Annotated in this window: 19 protein-coding genes and 4 pseudogenes; 15 read left to right on the forward strand and 8 right to left on the reverse strand. The window is 67.4% G+C overall.

Annotated elements, in window-relative coordinates; genetic code table 11:
- The first annotated feature begins 12 nt into the window (after window positions 1–12).
- The 5 genes from ACWCPN_RS30755 to ACWCPN_RS30775 all read left to right on the forward strand — a co-directional run bounded on the left by ACWCPN_RS30755 (window position 13) and on the right by ACWCPN_RS30775 (window position 4,770).
- On the forward strand, window positions 13–903 hold the full coding sequence (locus ACWCPN_RS30755) for a 3-hydroxyacyl-CoA dehydrogenase NAD-binding domain-containing protein (protein WP_451212757.1): 891 nt from the start codon (window positions 13–15) through the stop codon (window positions 901–903).
- A gap of 40 nt (window positions 904–943) precedes the next feature.
- A complete protein-coding gene (locus ACWCPN_RS30760; RefSeq protein ID WP_451212760.1) occupies window positions 944–1,849 on the forward strand; it encodes a hypothetical protein in 906 nt (301 codons plus the stop codon).
- A 40-nt stretch (window positions 1,850–1,889) separates the two neighbouring features.
- Window positions 1,890–2,633 carry a DUF1275 family protein gene (locus tag ACWCPN_RS30765; RefSeq protein ID WP_451212763.1) on the forward strand — a complete coding sequence of 248 codons (744 nt, stop codon included), beginning with the start codon at window positions 1,890–1,892 and terminating at the stop codon, window positions 2,631–2,633.
- Window positions 2,634–2,851: 218 nt separating this feature from the next.
- Entirely contained in the window at window positions 2,852–3,712 is an 861-nt protein-coding gene (locus ACWCPN_RS30770; protein ID WP_451212766.1) for an alpha/beta fold hydrolase, read from the forward strand.
- A gap of 296 nt (window positions 3,713–4,008) precedes the next feature.
- On the forward strand, window positions 4,009–4,770 hold the full coding sequence (locus ACWCPN_RS30775; RefSeq protein ID WP_451212768.1) for a ZIP family metal transporter: 762 nt from the start codon (window positions 4,009–4,011) through the stop codon (window positions 4,768–4,770).
- A 538-nt stretch (window positions 4,771–5,308) separates the two neighbouring features.
- Here the strand turns inward: ACWCPN_RS30775 and ACWCPN_RS30780 are convergent.
- The 4 genes from ACWCPN_RS30780 to ACWCPN_RS30795 form a co-directional block, all read right to left on the reverse strand.
- Complete coding sequence (locus tag ACWCPN_RS30780) at window positions 5,309–6,139, reverse strand: alpha/beta fold hydrolase (protein ID WP_451212771.1); 831 nt, start codon at window positions 6,137–6,139, stop codon at window positions 5,309–5,311.
- 941 nt (window positions 6,140–7,080) lie between these two features.
- Window positions 7,081–8,016 carry an alpha/beta hydrolase family protein gene (locus ACWCPN_RS30785; RefSeq protein ID WP_451212774.1) on the reverse strand — a complete coding sequence of 312 codons (936 nt, stop codon included), beginning with the start codon at window positions 8,014–8,016 and terminating at the stop codon, window positions 7,081–7,083.
- 760 nt (window positions 8,017–8,776) lie between these two features.
- Window positions 8,777–9,427 (reverse strand): TetR/AcrR family transcriptional regulator, encoded by a 651-nt coding sequence (locus ACWCPN_RS30790; RefSeq protein ID WP_451212777.1) that lies wholly within the window; start codon window positions 9,425–9,427, stop codon window positions 8,777–8,779.
- A 220-nt stretch (window positions 9,428–9,647) separates the two neighbouring features.
- Window positions 9,648–9,785: a hypothetical protein gene (locus tag ACWCPN_RS30795; protein WP_451212780.1), complete on the reverse strand. Its 138-nt coding sequence runs from the start codon at window positions 9,783–9,785 to the stop codon at window positions 9,648–9,650.
- A gap of 112 nt (window positions 9,786–9,897) precedes the next feature.
- Here ACWCPN_RS30795 and ACWCPN_RS30800 point away from each other — a divergent pair, with 112 nt between their 5' ends.
- The 5 genes and pseudogenes from ACWCPN_RS30800 (at window position 9,898) to ACWCPN_RS30820 (ending at window position 14,128) form a co-directional block, all read left to right on the forward strand.
- Window positions 9,898–10,434: an SMI1/KNR4 family protein gene (locus tag ACWCPN_RS30800; protein WP_451212783.1), complete on the forward strand. Its 537-nt coding sequence runs from the start codon at window positions 9,898–9,900 to the stop codon at window positions 10,432–10,434.
- Window positions 10,435–10,532: 98 nt separating this feature from the next.
- Window positions 10,533–10,835, forward strand: a pseudogene (locus ACWCPN_RS30805) (IS5/IS1182 family transposase); the annotation flags it as partial.
- Window positions 10,836–10,860: 25 nt separating this feature from the next.
- Window positions 10,861–11,664, forward strand: coding sequence for a tetratricopeptide repeat protein (locus ACWCPN_RS30810; RefSeq protein ID WP_451212786.1), 804 nt, complete (start codon window positions 10,861–10,863; stop codon window positions 11,662–11,664).
- Window positions 11,665–12,285: 621 nt separating this feature from the next.
- Window positions 12,286–13,094, forward strand: a protein-coding gene (locus tag ACWCPN_RS30815) for an IS5 family transposase (RefSeq protein ID WP_451212789.1) whose coding sequence is annotated in 2 segments (ribosomal slippage) — window positions 12,286–12,633 and window positions 12,636–13,094 — 807 coding nt in all. Because the reading frame shifts where the segments join, the coding sequence is not laid out codon by codon here.
- A 113-nt stretch (window positions 13,095–13,207) separates the two neighbouring features.
- On the forward strand, window positions 13,208–14,128 hold the full coding sequence (locus ACWCPN_RS30820; protein WP_451212792.1) for a serine hydrolase: 921 nt from the start codon (window positions 13,208–13,210) through the stop codon (window positions 14,126–14,128).
- A 181-nt stretch (window positions 14,129–14,309) separates the two neighbouring features.
- Here ACWCPN_RS30820 and ACWCPN_RS30825 read toward each other — a convergent pair whose 3' ends face one another.
- Together ACWCPN_RS30825 and ACWCPN_RS30830 are read right to left on the reverse strand one after the other, a co-directional pair.
- Window positions 14,310–14,762: an SMI1/KNR4 family protein gene (locus tag ACWCPN_RS30825; protein ID WP_451212795.1), complete on the reverse strand. Its 453-nt coding sequence runs from the start codon at window positions 14,760–14,762 to the stop codon at window positions 14,310–14,312.
- A gap of 129 nt (window positions 14,763–14,891) precedes the next feature.
- Window positions 14,892–15,203 (reverse strand): annotated as a pseudogene (locus ACWCPN_RS30830) (IS5/IS1182 family transposase); the annotation flags it as partial.
- Window positions 15,204–15,238: 35 nt separating this feature from the next.
- On the opposite strand from ACWCPN_RS30830, the pseudogene ACWCPN_RS30835 reads away from it, so the two are divergent.
- Window positions 15,239–15,322: pseudogene (locus ACWCPN_RS30835) on the forward strand (IS5 family transposase); the annotation flags it as partial.
- Window positions 15,323–16,165: 843 nt separating this feature from the next.
- The gene (locus tag ACWCPN_RS30840; RefSeq protein ID WP_451212798.1) at window positions 16,166–16,465 is read left to right on the forward strand and encodes a WhiB family transcriptional regulator; all 300 of its coding nucleotides are present in this window, start codon (window positions 16,166–16,168) and stop codon (window positions 16,463–16,465) included.
- A gap of 289 nt (window positions 16,466–16,754) precedes the next feature.
- On the opposite strand, the pseudogene ACWCPN_RS30845 reads toward ACWCPN_RS30840, so the two are convergent.
- Window positions 16,755–16,958, reverse strand: a pseudogene (locus ACWCPN_RS30845) (nucleotidyltransferase domain-containing protein); the annotation flags it as partial.
- A 359-nt stretch (window positions 16,959–17,317) separates the two neighbouring features.
- Here ACWCPN_RS30845 and ACWCPN_RS30850 point away from each other — a divergent pair.
- From ACWCPN_RS30850 to ACWCPN_RS30860, 3 genes are all read left to right on the forward strand, one after another.
- Window positions 17,318–19,285: an acyl-CoA dehydrogenase family protein gene (locus ACWCPN_RS30850; protein ID WP_451212801.1), complete on the forward strand. Its 1,968-nt coding sequence runs from the start codon at window positions 17,318–17,320 to the stop codon at window positions 19,283–19,285.
- Between the two features lie 282 nt (window positions 19,286–19,567).
- Window positions 19,568–20,122 carry a PadR family transcriptional regulator gene (locus ACWCPN_RS30855; RefSeq protein WP_451212804.1) on the forward strand — a complete coding sequence of 185 codons (555 nt, stop codon included), beginning with the start codon at window positions 19,568–19,570 and terminating at the stop codon, window positions 20,120–20,122.
- Between the two features lie 78 nt (window positions 20,123–20,200).
- Complete coding sequence (locus ACWCPN_RS30860) at window positions 20,201–21,925, forward strand: acyl-CoA dehydrogenase family protein (protein WP_451212807.1); 1,725 nt, start codon at window positions 20,201–20,203, stop codon at window positions 21,923–21,925.
- Between the two features lie 142 nt (window positions 21,926–22,067).
- On the opposite strand, the gene ACWCPN_RS30865 is transcribed toward ACWCPN_RS30860, so the two are convergent.
- Window positions 22,068–22,655 carry a TetR family transcriptional regulator gene (locus tag ACWCPN_RS30865; RefSeq protein WP_451212810.1) on the reverse strand — a complete coding sequence of 196 codons (588 nt, stop codon included), beginning with the start codon at window positions 22,653–22,655 and terminating at the stop codon, window positions 22,068–22,070.
- Window positions 22,656–22,782 lie beyond the last annotated feature (127 nt).

The raw sequence follows: 22,782 nt of genomic DNA on the forward strand, positions 1-22,782 counted from the left end.
GAGTGGTCTGTTATGGCAGTGGTGACAGTCGTCGGAGCCGGGGTGATCGGAATCTCCTGGGCCCGCCTTTTCAACACAGCGGGATGGGAAGTGCGTATCAACGACCCTAGGCCGGATCTGAAAGACATCGTGGATCGCCAACTCGGCGGACTACCCGTCACGCTGAGCGCCGACCTTGCGGCCGCCGCCGACGGGGCCGACTTCGTGCAGGAATCCGGACCCGAGCGGATCGAGGTGAAAGAGGAGTTGTTCGCGGTTCTCGCTGCGCACAGCCGTAGCGACGTGGTGCTGGCCTCCTCATCGTCATCACTGCTTCCCTCCGCCATCGCAGACGGAAACCCGGCAGCCGACCGGATCGTGATCGGTCATCCGTTCAACCCGCCCGAACTCATGCCGCTCGTGGAAGTAGTGCCCGGGCCTCGGACATCCCCGCAGACCCTTGAGCGGGCGGTCGACGTGTATCGCTCGCTCGGCAAACTGCCGATCCGACTGAAAAAGGAGATTCCGGGCTTTATCGGCAACCGTCTGCAAAAGGTCTTCGATGACCAGTCCGCCTACCTGATTCAGCAGGGAGTGATCGACGTAGCGGACCTCGACGACCTGGTGAGGGCCTCACTGGGATTGCGCTGGGCGACCATCGGGCCGTTCCAGAGCGGAACCCTGGGCGGCGGACCTGGAGGCATGCGCCATCTCGTGACACACGTCGGCTCCCAGATGACATTCGAAGTCGGCGAGCCGGACCCGGCTCGGATGGGCGAGGTCCTGGACGCCGTCGAAGAGGCCTACGGCACGGGCGAGAACGCCTACGAGCACTTGGTCGACCTGCGGGACGGCCGCACACGCGCCGTCCTCGGTCCCCTGGGCTGGCCGCAGCCACCCAGCACGGACGCCCCGGAGCACTGACAGAGACGCAGTCTCTCCTCGATCGATAAGGACGATCTCCGTGTGGAAGGAATTGCTAGCACTCCAAGTGGCCCCCGGAAAGATACTCCGTATCAGCCTCCCCGGCGGCGAGGCGCACACTCTAGTTGAGACGGCTGGAGCGGCCCCCGACGGTATCGTTGTGGAATCGGGCACCGTCTACTGGACCACCATGGGCGTTCCCGTCTCCGTCCCTGGCGTCCCCGGTGAGGCCGGTCAAGACTTCTCCCGGCGCAATGGCGGCATCCATGCCCTGAACACTTTCAGTGGAGACCAATGGGACATTGTGCCGCCCGGCGCGATCACCACTGGTAAGCAACTCACTTCAGACGGCGCGGGCACGCTCTACTGGGGAGACCGCGAGGGCCACCGAGTCAGCCGGGTCCATACCGACGGCAGCGGCCTGTCCGACCTAGTGGTGACCTCAAGAGAGACAGGCATTCTCGGCGAATGCGTCGGCGTCGCCGTCGACCCCGCCCGAAAACACCTGTACTGGACGCAAAAGGGCCCTTCGAAGGGCGGTCAGGGACAGATCCTGAGGTCCGGCCTCGAACTTCCTCCCGGAGAAAGACCCGATAACCGTACCGACATCGAAGTACTCTGGAGCGAATTGCCCGAGCCCATCGACCTGCACTGCGACGGCGCCTGGCTGTACTGGACGGACCGCGGCGCACCCCCGGCTGGCAACACACTCAATCGGGCACCCATACCGGCGACCGGAGAACAGGGCGAAACACCCCAGATCCTGGCTCACGAGTTCCAAGAAGCGATCGGCCTCGCCATCGACAGCGAGGCGGGCATCGCCTACGTCTCCGATCTCTCCGGCAGTATCCGCGCCGTCCCCCTGCCCGATGGACCCGCGAACGACCATCCACCATATGAAGTCGCTCATCTGCAGCCGCTGACCGGCCTTGCCGGTCCTTACTGACGGCCAGCATGCGACCGACCTGCTCAACGAGTATGCGGCCATGAGCGACGAAAACCCGGTCTCGACCGTCCCGTCTAATGCGCCTCCACTGAAGACGGCGCCCGGCCGCGCGCTGCGCTTCGCCGTCGTGCTGCTTGTCGCGGCCTCCGGCGGCGTGGAAGCAGTCTCCTTCCTTGGCCTCAGTCACGTCTTCGCCGGAGTCATGACCAGCAACCTCGCACTGCTGGGCATGGCCGCCGGACGCGGCGAGCCGCTTGACATCACCGCAGCGTCGCTGGCACTGAGCGGTTTCGGAACGGGCACCGCGGTCGTCGCCCACTACACCCGGAGGACAGGAGCATCGACCACCCGATGGAGCCGCCGGGTGCTGATCGTTCTCACGGCAGAGGCGATACTGCTGGCCCTGGGCGCTCTAGCGTGGGCACTTACTGAAGGGCAACCGGACAACAGACTCCGATACGTCCTGCAGTTCGGCGCTGCGCTGGCCATGGGAGCTCAGTCCACGGCGATGGTCGCAGCCGGCAAAGCTGCCGCCCCCACCACGTACCTCACGGGCACCCTGGCCTCCTACATCGTTAAGGGAATCGGCACTGGCCGTCCTGGCGTATGGGTGCCTCTCCGCTTGGTCGCCCTCATCGCCGGTGCAGCACTCTGCGCCCTCCTGCTTCACGCCGGCCGGACCTGGGCCCTTCTGCCGCCAGCTCTCCTCGTGACGTCCGCACTGATCACGGCTGGACTGTCACCGCTCACCCGCCGACACGACACAGCGAGCGAGATTGTGTGATCGCATGACCTGGCGATGATGGCAAATGCGAACAACGCCAGCGGTGGCGGGCGCGAGCGCCCGGCACCCCGACACTTGCCATGTGCATCCCCTCGCGACTTGCCTGCTCCGCCGATGAGCATTCACCCGGATGCCCGGCGCGGAGAGCGTCGGTGGCGCAAAAACTCGATTCTGGTCTCTCAGGCGTCGCCCGACGCCCTAGGACTCAAGGAATCGCAATGGGCATAATCGACAAGCCGCGCCACGCAGCCGCCTTTCGGTGGGGTGCGGCGTTCCTGGCGATATCGGGAACCGCTACCGTGCTGGCCACCGTGTCGGCGGAGGCTGGCGGCCCGAGCGGCCAGTCCGACAGCGGGAAACCGACCATCGTGCTGGTGCACGGTGCCTTCGCCGACGCGTCCAGCTGGAGCGGTGTGGTCGAACGTCTGCAAAGGAGCGGCTACAGGGTCATCGCAGCCGCCAACCCTCTGCGAGGCGTCCCGCAGGACTCGGCCTACATCGCCAGCCTGCTGAAGTCGGTCAAGGGGCCGATCGTGCTGGCCGGACACTCCTACGGAGGCGCGGTCATCTCGCAGGCCGCGGCCAAGAACAACAACGTCAAAGCCCTGGTCTTCATCAACGCGATCATGCCGGATGTCGGAGAGTCCTTCACCAGCCTCTCCGCAAAGTTTGCACCCCCGCTCCTCTCCCAGGCCCTCAGGCAAGTGCCGTTTCGCAACGGCGACGGCAGCACCGGCACGGACAACTACGTTCAGACCGACAAGTTCCACAAGGTCTTCGCCGCGGATCTCCCCACCAGCCGGACCGACGTGTTCGCCGCCTCTCAGCGGCCAATCGCAGCGTCAGCTTTCACAGACAAGCTCACCGGCGCCGCCTGGCGTGACAAGCCCGTCTACGTGCTCGTCGGCAAACAGGACCGGGCCATCAACCCCGACCTGGAGCGCTACGAAGCCAAGCGGGCCAAAGCCCGCAAGACGGTGGAAATCGACGCCTCACACGTCTCCCTCATCTCGCAGCCAAAGGCCGTAGAAAATCTTATCGTCGACGCTGCCGAAGACTACGAATGGCACCGAAATTAGTCGGGCGTGAGCGGTGGTCAATCCAGAGGCCCCGTTCCGCGAGCAGCTCACCCCAGCGTGCGAGCAGGTGGCGATGTCACCACCAACGCCCCCGCCCCGGCTCCGAACGTGCCGCAGTCGGACCCGTCCGCCGCTCTGATCCGGGACACTCCCGCAGTCGGCAGGAACCCGGGGCCTGGGTGTCATCGAGCCCGGTCGATGTCCGTGGCTTTGCCGATGGTGTCGCGGTTGGCGGTGGACTGTCCAGGTAGCTCGCCGGAGGCGACGGTCGAAGGAGCGGGGCTGATAATCGCGTTATGGCTGCGATCGTCGCTGTGGGCGCGTTCTTGATGACGCTGATCGGCGGTGTCGTGGCGCAGCGTATCGGTGACCGCCGCCACCTTGTGCTGGGGCTGGCCGCTGGGCTGATGCTCGGCGTGGTCGTCTTCGACCTGCTGCCCGAGGCGCTGAGCGCCCAGCCGCACCGGATCTTCCACGTGCCGGTCGTACTGGTCCTCTTGGCCGCAGGCTTCCTCGCCATCCATGTCGTGGAGCGGTCGGTTGCGATACACCGTGCGCACGAGGGCGAGTACGCCAGCCACGAGCACCCTCACGCCGGCGGCCACCGCCACGGCCATGACGCGCCCAGCCTCGGCGTAGCGGCGGCCGGCGCGCTGATCGTGCACAGCCTGCTCGACGGCTTCGCCATCGGCGCCGCCTTCCAGGCCGGCTCCGGCGTCGGCGCGGTGGTAGCCGTCGCGATCATCGCGCACGACTTCGCGGACGGCTTCAACACGTACACCCTCACCAGGCTGTACGGGAACGAGCGCCGCAAGGCGATCGCCCTGCTGGCCTGCGATGCCGTCGCGCCGGTGGTCGGTGCGGCGCTCACTTTGACTTTCACCATCCCCGCCAGGCTGCTGGGCCTCTACCTGGGGTTCTTCGCCGGCTTCCTGCTCTACCTGGCGACTTCCGACATCTTGCCGGAGGCTCACAGTTCGCATCCGTCGCGCGCCACGTTGCTGTTCACGGTGGCAGGGGCGGCGTTCATGTTGCTGGTGGTCGGCCTAACCGGCTGACAGCAGGCCAGTATGCCCCGGGATCAGATGTGGTTGTTGAGTGTCCCGTCGACGTACCGTTCACTCCCGGGGACGTGGCTGTTCTCTTCCAGGCGAGGCACAGGGCCGGGGCAGCCGCTTTCGGCGTGGGGGCAAGGCCGGTGATGCTGGCGGTGTCCGCTACGCCCGGGAAAAGGGTGTGGTCCCCTAGGTCTTTGAGCGGTGTTGAGGCTGGTCAGGATTTGGGTGGTGAAGAGCCGGGCACATCTCGCCGACTGCGCTGTTCGCGCTGTTCAGCGTCGCCTGACGGCGGGCCCTGTTGAACTCCTCGCGCCTTCGGTTGCGGACCGCTTGGCCGTAGCCAGCCCGATCCCGCTGGTGCCGGCGGACACGACGTCCGTCTTGTCTTCGAGCTGTTCCGTGATCGCCTGATCCAGGTCGGAACGGACGGCGTGAGTTGCCGGTGCGAGCGGGATCGAGGGACGGGTGGGCCGGGACCGCCACGGGGAGCATTGAGCGACGATGCGGCCGCACAGTCTGTCCTGCGGTCACCTGCCGGCTATGCCTTGAGGAACTCGAGGATCACGGGATTGAGGACGTCCGGGTGGACGGACAGCATTCCGTGCGGGTACCCCTCGTAGGTCTTCAAGGTCGCGTTTCGCAGGATCTCAGCGCTCTTCGGTCCCGCGTCCGCATAGGGTACGACCTGGTCGTCGGTGCCGTGCATGACGAGCACCGGTACATCGATCTTCTTCAGGTCCTCAGTGAAGTCCGTCTCGGAGAACGCCTTGATGCACTCATAGTGCGCGTTCGCGGCGCCCATCATCCCCTGCGCCCACCACCGGTCGATGAGCCCCTGGTTCACCTCCGCGCCGGGCCGGTTGTAGCCGTAGAAGGGCCCGGACGCCACGTCGATGTAGAACTGGGCGCGGTTGGCGGCGAGTCCGGCGCGCAGCTCGTCGAAGTTCTCAATGGGGGTCCCCTCGGGGTTGCTCTCCTTCTTGACCATGACGGGCGGCACAGCCGACACGATCACTGCCTTGGAGACGCGGCCGGGCTCGGCCCGCGCCACGTAGTGGACCACTTCTCCGCCTCCGGTGGAGTGTCCGATGTGGACGGCGTCCCGCAGATCCAGCGCATCGGTCACAGCGGCCACGTCCGCGGCGTAGGTGTCCATCTCGTGGCCAGACGACGGCTGGCTGGAGCGCCCGTGGCCACGACGGTCGTGCGCGATGACTCGGTAGCCCTGGGAGAGGAAGTACAGCAGCTGGTTGTCCCAGTCCACGTAGCTCAGGGGCCAGCCGTGGTGGAAGACGAGTGGTGTCGCATCCCTCGGCCCCCAGTCAACGTAGAAGATGCTCGTGCCGTCCGCGGTGGTGACCGTGTTCATGGGATATCCCTTAGGGGTGATTGGTTGAACCCCGCCCACGTTTCGTTACTCGCGTGAGTTGAGTTGTCGGCGGGTTTTTCGCTGTGCCGCCGCGAGGGCCCGTTCGCCCCACCGAGCGGTCCCACGGGCGGCCTCACGGACCCGCGGAGCGTTCACGGCGCGGAGGTCAGCTGACCAGGCTCGCGCCTTCCTGGAAGACGTTGCTGAAGTTGTGTGGTGCCTTGGGGGCGATCGGCTTGATGTGAGCGTGGGGAGAGCGGCAAGAGCTCGGCCAGCTTGTGACACATCGCTACCTCTCGACGGACGCATCCATATCGCTGACCGTCGTGGGGATGTTGTGCAAGGTGAACGAGAAACGATCAGAGGCCCTCATGGGATCGTCAGTTTCCGTGTCGTTGACGACGTGAACTCGCTGTGTTGAGGCTGGTCACTTCGCGCAGCGGCAGCACACGCACGGTGCCCGCCGTGCCAGGCTCCTTTCAGGGTGCGTCTGCCCAAGAGGGGCGGCAACTCCGCAGGCAGGACCCGCGAGCCGATGAGACCGCGGACGGGGGCGGTCGGGGCGGACGGCTTGACGCCCTCCGATGTGACGATTGTGGTTACGTTCAAGGAGGTGGTCATCGTGGCGGGCAACAGCCAGCTCACCGTGGCGGCGCACGCGAACACCTGGCCAGGAGCGGGTCAAAGGCAGGGAAGCACACGCCGGACAAGGGCGGAAGCCGAGGAAAGTCACACCGGTAGCGCCATGAGGGAGGCTCATTGCCTTCGACCGCTGCTATGCGCCGCGCGCTACCCCGAGGTCAATGTTGCCGATGGTCGGGTCGAGGGTCGGTCACGTTCCGCTGGTCGTTGACGCGGACGTTGTGACGTGCGGCGCTGACCGTCATGGAGCGGGGCCGCTCGGCCCGGTGAGCGCCGAGCGACCCCGTCGGTTCGTGTGCTTACGGCTTGGCGCTGTACACCACCCCTGGGAGCTTCTGAGCTGCGGATCCCCAGACCAGGTCATACGTCGACGAGTCACCGCCGAGTGTGTAGAGCAACCAGGCGGTCGTCACGCCCTGCGTGAGCTTCTGCTGCGCGGCGCGGGTGATGGTTCCGCTGTCGCAGCCGAACCCTGAGCTGTCCTCGAAGCCGCAGTGGAAGCCTCCCGTGATGACGCGAAGCTGGGTGGGAGCCGGCTTCGCGTCGTACATCTTCTGCTGGTTGTCCGCCACTCCGGCGACGGAATCAGCGCTGCCACCGAGAAATTGGGCTGGGGCGGTCAGCGTTCCGGCCGCTGCCACTGCGGACGGGTTGGTTTCCGCCGCAGCCATGGTGGAGACGCTTTTGACGGCCGGGTTTCGGCTCGCAGCTAGCAGGGCTGCACCACCGCCCATGGAGTGGCCCAGGACGCCGAGTCTGTCGGTCCGCACCGCTCCCGCGAAGCGCGAGCCGCTGGTGGTGTTCTGAACGGTGAGCCAGGTGAGTGCCGCGTTCAAGTCGTCGGCGAACGCCGAATGGCTCGGGAACAGGCCGCCCTGGGACTTGGGCGTCACGGTGATGAAGCCCCAGGACGCATAGTGCTTGAGCAGGGACTCGTACTGGTTGATGCCTTGGAAGAAGCCGTGTCCGAACGCGAGTCCGGGGTGGGTTCCTGGAGCGACCGGGGTATTGGCGCCGGCCGTAGAGCTCGGGTACCAGACGCGGGCGCTGTACGACCTACCTGAGGCCGATACGGTCAGATCGGTGTAGCCGATAGCGAAGGATCCGGTGGCGGAGGGGTCCACTGCGACAGACGTGTCCGTCACGGGGGAGGCGCTTACGGCGGGCGCGGCGGTGAGAGCCGCTGCCACGACCAGCATGAGTGCTGCCAGGGATCGCGGAATGACACGGCGCACGAGATCACCTTTTCTGTGGGGGTGAAACAGTGATTCCGGACTGCTCAGCCGCCGAAGGCCGGCTTGAAGTCCCGCGGTGGGAAGCCGATCAGCGGCGGACGTTGTGTTAGGGAATCCGGTCGGCTGCGCGCGGGCGCGGACTCGCGGGCCGGGACGGCGTCAGCGCTTGGGACCGGTCTTGAGCCAGCTGCTCAGGGTCTGCGTGATCCGCCCGGTGAGGGGAGGGGCCGTCGGCGGATGAGGCCCCGATCTCGGCTACCCGGCTCTACGGCAGGTGCCCCTGAGCGGTGTCGGAGATCTGGGCTTCACCCGTGTGTCCGCCGACTAGGGCGGCCGCCTCCTTCGGGATTCCCTGCAGGGCCCGGCTGTCGGCCGCGGAAGCCTCGCTATCGACCCAGAGGTCGGTGATGCGCACCTTAGACCGTGTGCAGCCTTTTCGATGACCGTGCACAGCAGTTCTCGGTAGTGCAGGACACTGCCGTTCGCGTGGGCGGTCCGGTCGGCTCTCATGACTCCTCGCCCTGACAGACAGGACTGGTGCTTGGGGCCACCGTGGGCAGTTCCGGCCTCGACGAGCCACAGCGACACGTGTTCTGTCCGGTGAGCCGCCCTGGCGCTCCGGGATAGACAGTCACTCTGCGTCCAATTCGTCCGATGGCGGCGGGCCTAGGCCGCTCGGTGCGGTGCGGCGAGGCAAACGGCCGTGAGGCGTCCCGTACGGGACTGCCGATGAGATCCCCCCGGGTGTCGAAGTCCGTCATCAGTCGTCCCGCTGGATGAAGTCGGAGAGCAGTGCGGTGACGAGGCGTTCGACGTTCTGGCGGCGCTGCTGTGGGCGAACGCCGGTGAGACGGACGGCACCGTCCAGTCCTGGCGTGTGCGAAACGAGGGCCAGGTGGGGCAGCAGGACGAGCAGCAAGGACAGCAGAGTGTCCAGGTCGCAGTCCTTGCGCAGGTCTCCGGTGCTGGTGGCGCGCTCCACCAGTGGGGTCAGACCGGCCAGGTAGATCTCGTTCACCGGGCCGCGAACCGCGCCGCGAATCGCGGGGTCCATCTCCATGTTGGTGGCCGCAGCGACACCCCGTTCGAGTGGGTGCTTTGCGAAGTAGTCGAGCCAAGCCTCCAAGGCGTCCACGAGGTGAGTGGCGAAGTCGACGGCTCCGTCGTATCCCTCCAGCCAGGGGCGCATGTGCTCGTAGACGCGCAGCGAGGTCTGCTCGGCCACGTAGGTGAAGAGGTCGAGTTTTCCCGCGAAGTACTGGAAGAGAGATCCCTTGGCGACGCCGGCCTGGCGAGCGATGACGTTCAGGCTGCCCGTCGAGTAGCCGTGGGTGCCGAATTCGTCCATGGCGGCGACCAGAACGCGCTCGCGCCGTGCGGGGGACAGTCGGCTCCACGTGGGGGTCGGCATGGGCACTCCTCCATGTGACCGGGCGGTCACCTGACCGCCCGGTCATGTTCCGGCGCTGCCGTTGGAATGTCAACACCCTTGTCACGGACCCAAGTTGGGGCAGGAGCGCTCATGTCCAGGCTGCACGGTTCCGTCATTCTGTGACCAGCCGGTCAACAGAGGCGGTCACGCGCGGGGAGTGTGCAATTGGCGCTGGATCCTCGAGGCTCGCGGTCAGTGGTCACGGACCGCTGGATGACCGTCCCACCGCGGTCTGCGCGTCGGCTGCTGCGAGCACGGTGTCAGCCAGTTCTGTGGCGGACTGTCCGCCACCCGCGTCGATGCGATCCAGGCCCAGCCTGTCGATGGCATCGATCATGAGGGTCTGGTAGCGCTCAGTGCGGGCCAGATGTAGCCGCACGGCAGCAACGGCGATGGCACCAACATCTTCACCATCCGGATCCGCAAGCGGTGACGAAAGGGGCCCTCACGTGACTCCCGACCTGACCCGACTCACGGAATTGCTCGCCTCCTCTGAGGGCACCGCTCCTGTACCGGACTGGGCCGCCGCGGAGACCGCTCTTCGCACCGCCCTGCCCGCGGACTACAAGGAGCTCATCGAGACGTACGGAGGTGGCTTCATCGACGGCTACCTCCTACTCATGGAGCCGAACTGCCCCAACGATGTCTACGACCTCCTCAAGATCTCCGCGGAGCGCGAGGAAGCCAATGACTCGTTGTGGCAGTTCGAAGACAAGCCCGAAGAGCTGGAGGACCCGGGCGGTCGCCTGATCTGCTGGGCCACCACGGACAACGGTGAGTACCTGTACTGGCTCGTGCAGGCGAACGACGACCCCGACACCCGCACCATCATGATCAACAGCGAATCGGGAGAAGACTGGGAGCGATACGACATGACGGTGACCCGCTTTCTGGCAGCCGTCCTCGCCGGGGAGATCCGCTCAGAAGTCCTTTGGGACAAGTTCCCGCTGCCGGAGCACCAGTTCCGTCCAGCGCGCGAGATGTAGGCCGACAGCTCGTAACAAGTACTTGGTAGTCGTCATCGAGGGATGGCGATCGTCGAATCTTCGCTGGCCGCTTCGGCGAAGGGAGCGTGGCGCCCGGGGTCGAGGTCCTCAATCGCATCCCTGTTGCCCGCCCGCAGGGCTGCCACCCGCGCACCCGGCCGGACCATGTCAGCGGTGACAAGGCACACAGCTCACGCCGCAATCGTCGTTACCAGCGAAGACGCCAGATCAAGCACATGACCCCCGAGCCGAAGGATCAGCGGGCCAACCGCAAACGCCGCGGCAGTAATGGCGGCCGACCTGCTGGCTTCGACAGCGACATCTACGAGTGCCACAACGAGGTCGAGCGCAAGATCAACCGGCACGAGAACTTTCGGGCCGTCGCCACCCGCTATGACCGTCCTGACGATGGCATAAGGTTCCCGCATGCAACTGGACGAGGGCCGAAGGGCAGCCGAGGTCGGGGACTGGGTAGCTGCGGGGCACGCTTTCGTCCGGGCCGCAATGGAGGGCAGCGCGGAGGGTGCCAAGCTGGCGGTCCGAGCGACCGTCGAGCTCGTACCGCTGGCGGATGAAGGGTCGGCGGAGGCCGCCGCGCTGCTCGCCGGCATCTACTTGGAGTACTTCGACGAGTCGGCCCTCCCCATGGCCGCGCGTTATGCCCGTGCGGCGGCCGAGGCCGGGCTTCCGTCCGGGCAACGCACCTATGGGCACATGTTGGTGATGGGGCTGGGCGTCGCAGAGGACCGCGCGCGTGCCGCCGAGCTATTCCGGGCGGCTTCCGAGGGCGGGGACGCCTACGGCGTGTTCAACCTCGCCCAGCTGGTCGATGACCCTGACGAGTCCCTGCGGCTGCTGGAGGCCGCCGCACGCGAAGGAGTCGTCGCCGCCGGTGCCGTCCTCGCCGACCGGCTATCCGCTCTGGACCGGGACGAGGAGGCGCTGGGCTGGTACGTCTGGGCAGCCGAGCGCGGGCATACGGGGGCGATGAACGCTGCCGCCTGCTGGTACCGCGACGGGTTCGGCACCACGCCGGACCCGGTGCAGGCAGTGCGCTGGTTCTTCGTCATGCTCGCCCACGGCGACGGAAACGGCATCCACGAGGCGATCCAGCTTGTGAAGGCCAGGGCACTGGACGAGGAGCAGATCCGCGACGCCGGGCGGCTCGCCGGCGATCCTGGGGCGGCGGAGGCCCTGATCGGCGCGTCTCTGGGCGGCAGCCGAACCTAAGGAAGTGTTCAGCCAGCCATGCCTTGATCCGCCGCACACGACTCAGCGGGCACCGCGCTCTCTCGATCTGGTTGAGGGAAGCATCGGCGCCGTGGACCTGCACTCCGTAGGTGCGAGTCAGGTGGGCGGCGTGCCGAACCGGGCAGCAGCCGATGGCCAAGACCCGTAGGCCCTCGGTGTCCCGGAGGATGGCGTCCCCGGCCCCGTCTGCAGCAGGACCCCAGTTGATCTGTTCTGCTTTCGGCAGGGGAGTGGCGGCGCGCTTCAGGTGGTGCTTTCGGTAGCAGTTCCAGGCAATGCCGGTGTGATGTTCGACGTCCAAGATGTCGACCTCCGTGCTGAGCTCAGGGGTGGAGTGCATAACAGCGCAGCACGTCGAGTTCGGCGAGCTGAACCGTGCCGGAGTGCGTAGAGCCCTCGCGCCCTACCGGCGGTTCCTCACGGTCAGCGCGGTCACGAGCACCGGCAGGACAGTGAGGGTGTCAGTCGTGGTGGCGGAAGAGACCACCCGGCAGTGCTACCGGATTACGCGTGACGGTTCACAAGTCTTCTCCACACCCGCACAGACCTGTCAGGGCTAAGACATCGTTTCCTTTGAGCTGCCGAGTCGTTGTTCTATACATGCCGAGCTTGGTGGAGCGGCTTGTGCCGGATGAGTTATGGATCCTGTTTCGGCGGGTGGTGCCGGAGAAACTGGTGGTGCGTCCGCAGGGCGGTGGACGTCGGCGGGCCGGCGACCGGGAGTGTCTGGCCGCGATCCTGTTCGTGGCGACGACCGGCTGCACCTGGCGGCAGCTGCCGCCGGTGTTCGGCCCGGCCTGGCCGACGGTCTACCGCAGGTTCGCCCAGTGGTCCCAAGTCCGCGTCTGGGCCCGGCTGCACCGCGTGATCCTTGACGAGCTCGGCGCCGTCGGCGAGCTGGACTGGTCACGGTGCGCGATCGACTCCGTCAGTGTCAGGGCGCTCAAAGGGGGCCACTGACGGGACCGAATCCGACCGACCGAGGCAAAAACGGATCGAAAATCCACCTCATCGTGGACCTCAACGGTCTGCCGATCTCGGTCGCAATCACTGCCGCCAACACTCACGACAGCCTCGCACTCCAGCCCCTGGTCCAGGGCATCCCACCGGTCCGCAGCCCGCGCGGACCACGCCGCCGCCGACCGCACAAGCTCCACGCCGACAAGGGCTACGACTACGACTACCTGCGCCGATGGCTCCGGGGCCGGAACATCGTCCCGCGCATCGCCCGCCGCGGTACCGACTCATCCCAACGCCTCGGTCGGCACCGGTGGGTAGTCGAGCGCAGCATGTCCTGGCTGTCCGGCTGCCGACGGCTGCACCGACGCTACGAACGCAGGGCCGAGCACTTCCTCGGCTTCACCGCGATCGCCACAAGTCTGATCAACTACCGTCGCCTCACCAAGTGAAGCGACGTCTCAGCATCACGCACCTCCTCCCCGACAGCCCATGACGCCGACCTCAGACACGCTGATGGTGAACAACCCTGCCCGGCGCGACCGCCAGGTACCACCGTGGGCGGATGATTGAAGAGACGATTGGCGAGGTGTTCGCAGCCGCCGACTGCTGGGGAAGCCTGAGTGCGCTGGAGATCGACGGACCGGGGCGACTGTCGGTGGCGGGTGGAGAGCTCGCGGTGGCGGCCTCCACGTTCAAAATTGCCATCGGCCTTGAGTTCTTCTGCCAGGCGGTGGAGGGAGAACTGGACGCCACCGAGCGAGTGATGGTCTCGCCGGCCGAAGCGACGCTGGGCGGTCAGGGGCTCTGCATCACCGAGGACCCGGTGGAGATCTCGCTGCGGGATGTTGCCCGGCTGATGCTGACCATCAGCGACAACACCGCGACCGACGTGCTGATCCGCAGAGTCGGCATCGAACGGGTCAAGGCCCGCCTCGCCAGGCTCGGCTTCATCGGCTTCCACCTGCCGGGCACGATCCAGCACGAGTTCGACACCGCGGCCCGCGACGCCGGGTTCACCAGCTGGGAGGCGATGGCCGACGCGGTCCGGGACGTCACACCGTCGGAGGAGGGCGAGGCGATGTGGCAGCGGGTGCTGACGTCGCCGGGGATGCGGCCGGGACGGATCAGCAGTGCGACCGCCGATGACCTGGCCGGCCTGGTCCGCGCGGTCTGGCGGGACGAGGCCGGTCCCGTCGAGGCGTGCTCGAACCTGCGCCGGGTGATCGGACAGCAGCGGCTCACCCGGAAGATCGCCACGGGCTTCGGGCCGGAAGTGCTGGTCGCGTCCAAGTCGGGCACCGTTCCGGGTGGCGTCAGCAACGACGTCGGCGTGGTCGCCTTTCTCGACGGGCGGCGGTACGCGATCGCTGTCCTCACCCGGTCACTGACGCCCGGGGTACCCACCCGCGAAGACGTCCTCGGCACGGCGGCCCGGCTGGCCCTGGACCACCTGCGCGCAGATCGGGCGCCCCACTCCGAGTGAGGATCGTGCGGCCGGGCCTGGGAGACGGGGGCGCGTTCGGTGGGGAACCTCACCGTGACTCGGCGTCCCACGGCGCCCACCTCACCGCAGACGGGGTGCTGCAACGGAGAGCGGAATACCGCCTCGCCAAGTGAAACGGCGTCTAACAATGCCTGCCAGGATGGGCGCTTGGTGCCTGCGGTTACAGGTTTCCCGGCTCGCCGTCGGCGATGAACCGTGTCAGGGAGTGCTCCAGCAGCTCCAGGAACTGCCGTAGGTCATCGGCCACCTTGTCGAGCTCCGGTTCGTCCAGCGACGCCGTCCGTGTCCGATAGACCTCCCCACCAGGGCCTGTGAGGTAGGCCAGGCCGCCGCCGTTCGAGCCGATGACCAGGCCATGAATCCTTCGGTCTGTACCGGCATCGCCGTCCGCCTGGAGCCGCTGCAGGACGTGACTGGCTGGCTCGAGGAAGTAGCCGTTGCCGACGTCCGCCCAGGTGACATCGCCGGTGTTCTCGTAGAAGGTGACCAGGTCAACCGGCGTAGGTCTGACTTCGGCAAGGCTGCGAGCCGCGGCTTGATCATCGTGGTCAGCCGGCCGGACCTCGTTGGTCCCAGGGGGGAAGCCGTGCCGATCCTCGAACTCGCCTGTCATGGCCGTGAGAGTCCTGGAGACTCTGTCTGTCCACGAGGCCAGCCAGGCGGGCGGAAGCGATCGGTCACTCATGAGGCCGGATCATGGCATGAGCCACGGACATCCACGGCGTGACCAGCGGTCCCAGGATCAGCGCAATGCCCTGAGTTGTCGATGAGTGATGAGACAGCAGGCGAGTTCGAGGAACGCTTCATGGATGTCGGCCCTGCGTTCCCAGATGTCGGCCTGCGTTCCCAGCGGATGCGCAGACGTCGGGAAGCCGTGCAGCCACGGGAGAATCCTCTCCACGACCCAGCGGCAGGTGCCCCGTCCGGTGCCGTGCAGGGTGCTGCGGCGGGCGATGGCCGGCAGGATGCCGCGGGCGCGGACCTGGTCGGGGTAGATGTCATGGTCGTAGCCGCGGTCGGCGAAGAGGGATCCCGGCCGGCGGCGGGGACGCCCGGCGGCAGTTGAGCAGGACCCGGCTCACTGCTTAGAGCGTTCCCGCCTCGAGCCAGGGCATCGACGCGGGCAAGAAGATCGTAGGTCGGAAGCGGAGCATCATCACCGACAGCATCGGCGGGGACAACGGAGGTGGCGACCAGTTCGCCTTCGTACAGAAGCCCGACCGTCCCGACATCTTCGTCTGGGAGTACGAGAGCGACAGTCGCCGATGGGTCGCCAACAACCTGCACAACTACCTCAGCCGTTCGCTCCAAGCTGGCGGCGGCGACTGGTCTCAGCTGTAACGCGGCAGGCCCCCGACCACGAGCCGACACCCATCAAGACATCGTCCTAGGCTCCGCCGCCCAGCTACGGGGGGGACGGCGGCGAGCATGGGCTCCCGTAGCGTCCAGTCACGGGCCATGCCTCCCACAGCAGCCACCGGCCGACCCGGCGTACGGCTGTGCACCACCCGCTCACATCCCGTGCCCCACGCTGAGAACGGCCTACCAGGCCCTCCCGCCCAGCTGCCAGATGCGACCTATGGAGAGCTAAGCGCTGCGTGTTATTACATTCCGACATGCTCCACGCCGAAAGATTTGAAGCCGCTGATCTGCTCACAGTTGCCCTCCTGCTGTTCGCCCTCTTGACACTTGTGTGGCAATTGGACCGTCACGGTCGAGGGCGGAGCATCAGGACGCCCTGGCTTGCCGCCGCAGTGGCAGCGTTGGTCCTCCAAAGGTTCATCCCGCACTACGGGTGAGCGGCAACCCCTGACCCCAGCTCCACGCACCGCATAACGCAGCTATGCCCGATCGGTCGGCGGGCCCGGTCGCTGGCCGCCGCCCGCACCGAGACGGCTGACTGCCTGCTGTGCGACGGCCTCGCCGACTGCAGTGTCTGCTCGACCGTGCTGTACCCGCTCTGACCAGCGCCGCAAGGTGTAACTACCACTGGCCGCGACGGGGGAAGGGGTAGTCATGGCGAATGCCCAGGGCCACTGGAGTGAGTACGCCACCTGCCGCAGTTCCGACCCGGACGAGTTGTTCGTCGACGGCAACCCGAGCCAGCGACAAGCCAAGGCGCGCTGCACAGAATGCGAAGTGCGCATCGAGTGTCTGGCCGAAGCCCTCGACCACCGCATCGAGTTCGGTATCTGGGGCGGTATGACCGAGCGGGAACGCAGAGCACTGCTGCGCCGCAAGCCGAACGTCTCCTCGTGGCGGAAGGTTCTGGATGGCACCCGCCCTGCTCTCGCAGGCCCGCTTCCAGCCGGATGATGTCCTCGGTGTCCTTCCTGCGGCGGGGCCGACCCGGAACCCAGACCGGCATCATCTGCTTGATCTCGATCTGCGCGCGCGGACTGATGATCCGGCACCGCAACGCCCCGATATGGCTAACAGGGCCATCGAGCATGCCCGCCGGCCACACCTCCCCAGCCCAGGGACCGCCAGCGACCACAACGCGCCCGAACCGGTCCTTGCTCAAGAGAGCGAAGCTGCTCTCCACGCCCTGCTTGCAGAAATCGCGCTGCTGATCGGCAGGCGGCCCGGACAGCCGCTCATAGCCGGAACGCAGCAGGCCCTCGGCCAGAGCAGGACCATCCTCCGCCCAGGCGAACCAGTCGATATCCACATGGTCACGGGTGACCTCGCCGATGAAGAAGTCCATGGCCCAACCCCCGCGGAGCCACACCTCCACACCGAGGGCCTTCGAGATCTCCACCGTCTCGCCGATCAGCCGAAGCTGCCGAGCACTGCGCTCACCGTCCACAGCCGAGCAGGCTATGCGGCAATCCCGGCCGCAGCAGCTCGATTTCCGGCTTCAAGAGCGGGCGAACGTTGCCTGATACGGCACTGGATTACGCCGCGCCTGCAGCTCCGGCAGGCGTTGCTCGTCAACGGACTCGGCAGTGCCGGCCTCCTCTGCGAACGCGTCGCCACTGCGGGCCATCAAGGCCCGGAATGCGTCGAGGAAGCGCTCCTCCACGGAGGTGGCCCGGGCGTAGGCCGCCGACAGGATGTACTCCTGCAGGCTGACACCTTCCTGCCGCGGTCCCGCGCCCCGCGCCGACCGCGCTTGGCGCCACGGTCGCGTCGGTTGATCGTCGCGGCTCGGGGTAGCGAAGCGGCATGGCAACCGAGAACAGCTCCGCCCCTGCCGGCGGCCGGCTTCAGCCCGAGATCGACGTCCCGGCCCTCGCCGCCGTCCTCGACGGCGAGTACGCCGGGATCCGGGACCTCGTCCGGACCAACCTGGTCACCCATGCCGCCGTCCTCGACGAGGCCGACGCGTTCGGCATCGACGCGTTCCGTGAGAGGGTCCGCGATGTCGTCGTCCAGTTGGCCGCGACCGGTCAGACCGGCATGGGCTTCCCCGGCCGGTACGGCGGCGGCGACGACGTCGGCGCGTCGATCGCCGCCTTCGAGACCCTGGCATTCGGCGACCTCTCCGTCCTCGTGAAGGTCGGCGTCCAGTTCGGGCTCTTCGGCGGAGCCATCCTGCATCTCGGCACCGACCACCACCACAAGACCTACCTGCCCCGCCTGGTCACCGGAGAGCTGATGGGCTGCTTCGCCATGACCGAGGTGGGTCACGGTTCCAACGTCCAGGCGCTCGGCACCATCGCCCGATACGACCCCGAGAACCGGGAGTTCGTCCTCACCACTCCCGACGACCAAGCCCGCAAGGACTACATAGGCAACGCCGCCCGCCACGCCGAACTCGCCGTCGTCTTCGCCCAGCTGGAGGTGGACGGCCGGACCGAGGGAGTCCACGCCTTCGTCGTTCCCCTACGGTCGGACGGCCGGGTCCTGCCCGGTGTCGCCATAGAGGACGACGGCCGGAAGATGGGCCTCAACGGCGTCGACAACGGACGCATCCGCTTCGACGGGGTACGCGTCCCCCGCGAGGCGCTCCTCGACCGCTTCGCCCAGGTCACCCCCGAAGGTCGCTATGAGAGCGCCATCGAGAACCCTGACCGACGCTTCTTCACCATGCTCGGCACCCTCGTGCAGGGCCGAGTCAGCGTTGCCGGAGCCGGAGTCAGCGTCGCCAAGGTCGCACTTGCGGTCGCCACCAAGTATGCCGACCGGCGGCGCCAGTTCACATCGTCCCGGGACACCGAGGAACAGGTACTCCTCGACTACGGTCTCCACCAGCGCCGGCTGCTCCCCCTCGTCGCCCGCACCTACGCGCTGCACTTCGCCCAGGACGTCGTACGAGCCCAGTTGCACGAGGTCTTCTCCAGCATCGAATACGACCCGCAGGCACGGCGCCGCCTTGAGTCGCGAGCCGCCGGCATCAAGGCACTCGCCACCTGGCACGCCACCCGCGTCGTCCAGGAGTGCCGCGAGGCGTGCGGCGGCGCGGGCTACCTTGCCCGGAACCGCTTCGCCGCCCTCAAACGGGACAGCGACGTCTTCACCACCTTCGAGGGCGACAACCACGTGCTCCTCCAGCTCGTGGCCAAGGGCCTGCTCACCGACCACGCGACCGAGTTCGAGGACCTCGACCAGCTCGGTATGGTCCGCTACGTCACCGGCCTCGCCGTCGAGACCGTCATCGAGCGGACCTCGGCGCACAAACTCCTCGAACGTGTCCGCGACCTGCTGCCCGGGGGTGACGCATGGGACCGGGAAGCTGGACTCCTCGACTCGGAGTACCACCTCGCCATGGTCCGCTTCCGGGAGGAGCACATGCTCGCCGGCCTCGCCCGCCGCATGAAGCGCGGCATCCAGCAGGACGAGCCCGGCGAGGTCTTCTCGCTGATCCAGGACCACGTCATCGCCCTCGCCCGGGCCCACGTCGAACGGCTGGTCACGGAAGCCTTCGTCGACAAGGTGCGGGCTCTTCCCGAAGGCACGGAGAAGGATGCCCTGGGCCTGCTGTGCGACCTGTTCGCGCTCTCGACCATCGAAGCCGACCGCGCCTGGTTCATGGAACACGGCCGGCTGACCGTCCAGCGGTCCAAGGCGATCAGCCGCGAGGTGAACGACCTCTGCCGCAAGGTGCGCCCCCTCGCCGTCGACCTCGTCGACGCCTGGGGCATCCCGGCTCCTGTCCTGCGAGCACCGGACCTGGTCGGCCCCGTCGACTGACGGCAGGGACGAGCAGCGCGGCGACGACGAAGGCCGCGGATCACCTGGACGGCCGGGTCTACGGCCCCAGCTGCACGACATTTTCGGCGGACCGTTCCTGACCCGCCGGGCGGGTCCACCGGGGCGAGCCCTCGCGCACGGCGGCCACCGGCGGTTACGGGTCGGGCTTCCCCGGCCTCGGCACGCTGCCGTCGGCAATGATCTGCGCGACCTGGCCCGGGTGAGCCGTGTCTCACCGGGGTAGCGTTGCTATGCAACGAGGTGCATAGGAGGATCGGGCGCATGGCGCTCGAGCACGCGATCCTCGTCTCCCTGCTGGAGAAGCCGGGTTCCGGCTATGAGCTGGCCCGGCGGTTCGAGCGGTCCATCGGGTACTTCTGGACCGCCACCCACCAGCAGATCTACCGCGTGCTCAAGCGGATGGAGAGCGACCGCTGGATCGACGTCCGGGACGTCCCGCAACACGGTCGTCCTGACAAGAAGGAATACTCCGTCGCCCAGCCCGGACGGGAAGCGCTCTCTGCGTGGCTGAGCGAACCGACCGAGCCGGAGAGCGTGCGGCACGACCTGGCGGTGAAGATCCGGGGCGCCGCCTTCGACGATCCGGCCGCCCTGATCAACGAGGTCGAGCGTCACCGGCAGGCACACACCGACCGCCTCGCCCACTACCTCGCGGGCGAGACCCGCGACTTCGGGGAACCGCCGGCGGACGGTCCACTCGACGCCGAACGGGAACTCCAGCACGTCGTACTGCGCGGCGGCATCGCGTACGAACGCATGATGATCGCCTGGCTCGACGACGTCCTCGCCACACTCGCCCGCTTCGACGATCACTGACCGGCCGAGCAGGCCCTCACCGGGACCGTGACCGTGCCCGGACCCACCCTCATCCATCCCAGCCGAAAGGCGGCACCCGTGACCGACGCGCTGCTCTTCAACCCGCGCACCTACGACCCCGCGCACTTCGACCCCGAGACCCGCAGGCTGCTGCGCGCCACCGTCGACTGGTTCGAAGAGCGAGGCAAGCGCCGGCTGATCGAGGACTACCGGACCCGCGCCTGGCTCGGTGACTTCCTCGCTTTCGCCGCCAAGGAGGGCCTCTTCGCGACCTTCCTCACCCCTGCCTCCGCCGCCGCAAAGGGCGAGGGCGACAAGCGCTGGGACACCGCCCGCATCGCCGCCCTCAACGAAATCCTCGGCTTCTACGGCCTCGACTACTGGTACGCCTGGCAGGTCACCATCCTCGGCCTCGGCCCCGTCTGGCAGAGCGACAACCCCGCCGCCCGCGCCCGCGCCGCCGAACTGCTCTCCCAGGGGGAGGTCTTCGCCTTCGGCCTGTCCGAGAAGGCCCACGGCGCCGACATCTACTCCACCGACATGCTCCTGGAACCGGACGGCAGGGGCGGCTTCCGGGCCACCGGCTCCAAGTACTACATCGGCAACGGCAACGCCGCCGGGCTCGTCTCCGTCTTCGGCCGCCGCACCGATGTCGAGGGCCCCGACGGCTACGTCTTCTTCGCCGCCGACAGCCGCCACCCGGCTTACCACCTGGTCAAGAACGTCGTCGATTCCTCGAAGTACGTCAGCGAGTTCCGCCTCGAGGACTACCCCGTAGCTCCGGAAGACGTCCTGCACACCGGCCGAGCAGCCTTCGACGCCGCCCTGAACAGCGTCAACGTAGGCAAGTTCAACCTGTGCACCGCCTCGATAGGCATCTGCGAGCACGCCATGTACGAGGCCGTCACCCACGCGCGAAACCGCATCCTCTACGGCCGCCCCGTCACCGCCTTCCCGCACGTGCGCCGCGAGCTGGCCGACGCGTACGTCCGGCTCGTCGGCATGAAGCTGTTCAGCGACCGCGCCGTCGACTACTTCCGCACCGCGGGCCCCGACGACCGCCGCTACCTCCTCTTCAACCCGATGACGAAGATGAAGGTGACCACCGAGGGCGAGAAGGTCATCGACCTGATGTGGGACGTCATCGCCGCCAAGGGCTTCGAGAGGGACAACTACTTCGCCCAGGCCGCCGTCGAGATCCGCAGCCTGCCGAAGCTGGAGGGCACCGTCCACGTCAACCTGGCACTGATCCTCAAGTTCATGCGGAACCACCTCCTCGACCCGGTCGCCTACGAGCCCGTCCCGACCCGCCTCGACGCGGCCGACGACGACTTCCTCTTCCGTCAGGGCCCGGCCCGCGGCCTCGGCTCGGTGCGCTTCCACGACTGGCGGCCGGCCTTCGACACCTATGCCCACCTGCCCAACGTTGCCCGGTTCCGTGAACAGGCCGATGCGCTGTGCGAGTTCGTACGCACGGCCGCTCCCGGCGAGGAGCAGAGCCGGGACCTCGACCTCCTCCTCGCCGTCGGGCAGCTCTTCGCGCTCGTCGTCCACGGGCAGCTGGTCCTGGAGCAGGCGGCCCTGGCCGGCGTCGAGGAGGATGTCCTCGACGAACTGTTCGCCGTCCTCGTACGCGACTTCTCCGCGCACGCTGTCGAGTTGCACGGCAAGGACTCCGCAACCGAGGAGCAGCAGCTCTGGGCACTCGGTGCCGTCCGGCGCCCGGCGGTCGACGAGGCGCGTTCGGAGCGCGTCTGGCAGCGCGTCGAGGCACTGTCCGGGGCGTACGAGATGATGCCCTGAGGCCTCGGCACGGCTGCGGGGTGCGGCGGCCGCCGCCGCACCCCGCGAGGAGTTCGCCGGTGAGCGTGGAGCGTTTGGCGAAGGCCGACGAGGCACTGGACTACGGTCTCGTGCCGCCCCCGCATCGCAGGTGCACAGGTGGTCAATGCCGCACAGCTCCTCCAGCGGAGGTCGGTGAGCCTCGACGGCCTGCTCTGGCGGTTGTCGGGGTGCGCAGCCTCGGGGCCAGAGCAGTGCGCAGTGCCGGGGTAAGGATGTGGCGGGTCTCGGACGGGGTGAGGGCGGCGAGGGTAGGCAAGGGGTTGAGGTAGCGGGTGTAGATGAGGCCGCCGAGGATCGTCACCACGGCTGTGGCGCGGGCGGTTGCGTCCCGGCCACCGAGAAATTCAACAAGCCGGTTCAGCAGTTCGTGTTCCAGGTATTCGCGGATCACTTCGGCGGCCTCGTCGCCCTGGGTGGTGAGCTGCTGGAAGTCGTCGTCCTCCCATAGATCCGTGACCGCGTCGATCAGGCGGTCGGGGAGGGTGGCCGGGTCGCCGTCGAGGACGTCGTCCACCGCCAGTGCGTTGGCGCACTGGAACTGCATCACCTCTGCGAACAGGCCCTTCTTTGAGCCGAAGTGGTAGGCGATCAGCGCCGGATCGACCCCGGCCGCCCTGGCCACCGCACGCACGGTGGTGCGCCGATACCCGTGCTCCAGGAACAACCCGCGGGCCGCCGAGACGATCACCTGGCGGGTCGGCGGGTTGCCGCGAGGGCGGCCTCGGGTGCGGGCGGGTGCGAGGGCGGCGTTATTCATCAACGTTGAGCTTGTGCTTCGTGATCAGCACAGTCAAGGGCGTTCCGGGAAGCACACG

It is taken from the genome of Streptomyces sp. NPDC002386 (genome assembly GCF_053593175.1).

What these genes read in the sequence shown, in the direction of transcription:
- ACWCPN_RS30755 (WP_451212757.1), top strand. Translation starts at nt 13, where the DNA reads ATGGCAGTGGTGACAGTCGTCGGAGCCGGGGTGATCGGAATCTCCTGG.
- ACWCPN_RS30765 (WP_451212763.1), top strand. Translation starts at nt 1,890, where the DNA reads ATGAGCGACGAAAACCCGGTCTCGACCGTCCCGTCTAATGCGCCTCCA.
- ACWCPN_RS30770 (WP_451212766.1), top strand. Translation starts at nt 2,852, where the DNA reads ATGGGCATAATCGACAAGCCGCGCCACGCAGCCGCCTTTCGGTGGGGT.
- ACWCPN_RS30775 (WP_451212768.1), top strand. Translation starts at nt 4,009, where the DNA reads ATGGCTGCGATCGTCGCTGTGGGCGCGTTCTTGATGACGCTGATCGGC.
- ACWCPN_RS30780 (WP_451212771.1), bottom strand. Translation starts at nt 6,139, where the DNA reads ATGAACACGGTCACCACCGCGGACGGCACGAGCATCTTCTACGTTGAC.
- ACWCPN_RS30790 (WP_451212777.1), bottom strand. Translation starts at nt 9,427, where the DNA reads ATGCCGACCCCCACGTGGAGCCGACTGTCCCCCGCACGGCGCGAGCGC.
- ACWCPN_RS30795 (WP_451212780.1), bottom strand. Translation starts at nt 9,785, where the DNA reads ATGATCGATGCCATCGACAGGCTGGGCCTGGATCGCATCGACGCGGGT.
- ACWCPN_RS30810 (WP_451212786.1), top strand. Translation starts at nt 10,861, where the DNA reads ATGCAACTGGACGAGGGCCGAAGGGCAGCCGAGGTCGGGGACTGGGTA.
- ACWCPN_RS30820 (WP_451212792.1), top strand. Translation starts at nt 13,208, where the DNA reads ATGATTGAAGAGACGATTGGCGAGGTGTTCGCAGCCGCCGACTGCTGG.
- ACWCPN_RS30825 (WP_451212795.1), bottom strand. Translation starts at nt 14,762, where the DNA reads ATGACAGGCGAGTTCGAGGATCGGCACGGCTTCCCCCCTGGGACCAAC.
- ACWCPN_RS30840 (WP_451212798.1), top strand. Translation starts at nt 16,166, where the DNA reads ATGGCGAATGCCCAGGGCCACTGGAGTGAGTACGCCACCTGCCGCAGT.
- ACWCPN_RS30850 (WP_451212801.1), top strand. Translation starts at nt 17,318, where the DNA reads ATGGCAACCGAGAACAGCTCCGCCCCTGCCGGCGGCCGGCTTCAGCCC.
- ACWCPN_RS30855 (WP_451212804.1), top strand. Translation starts at nt 19,568, where the DNA reads ATGGCGCTCGAGCACGCGATCCTCGTCTCCCTGCTGGAGAAGCCGGGT.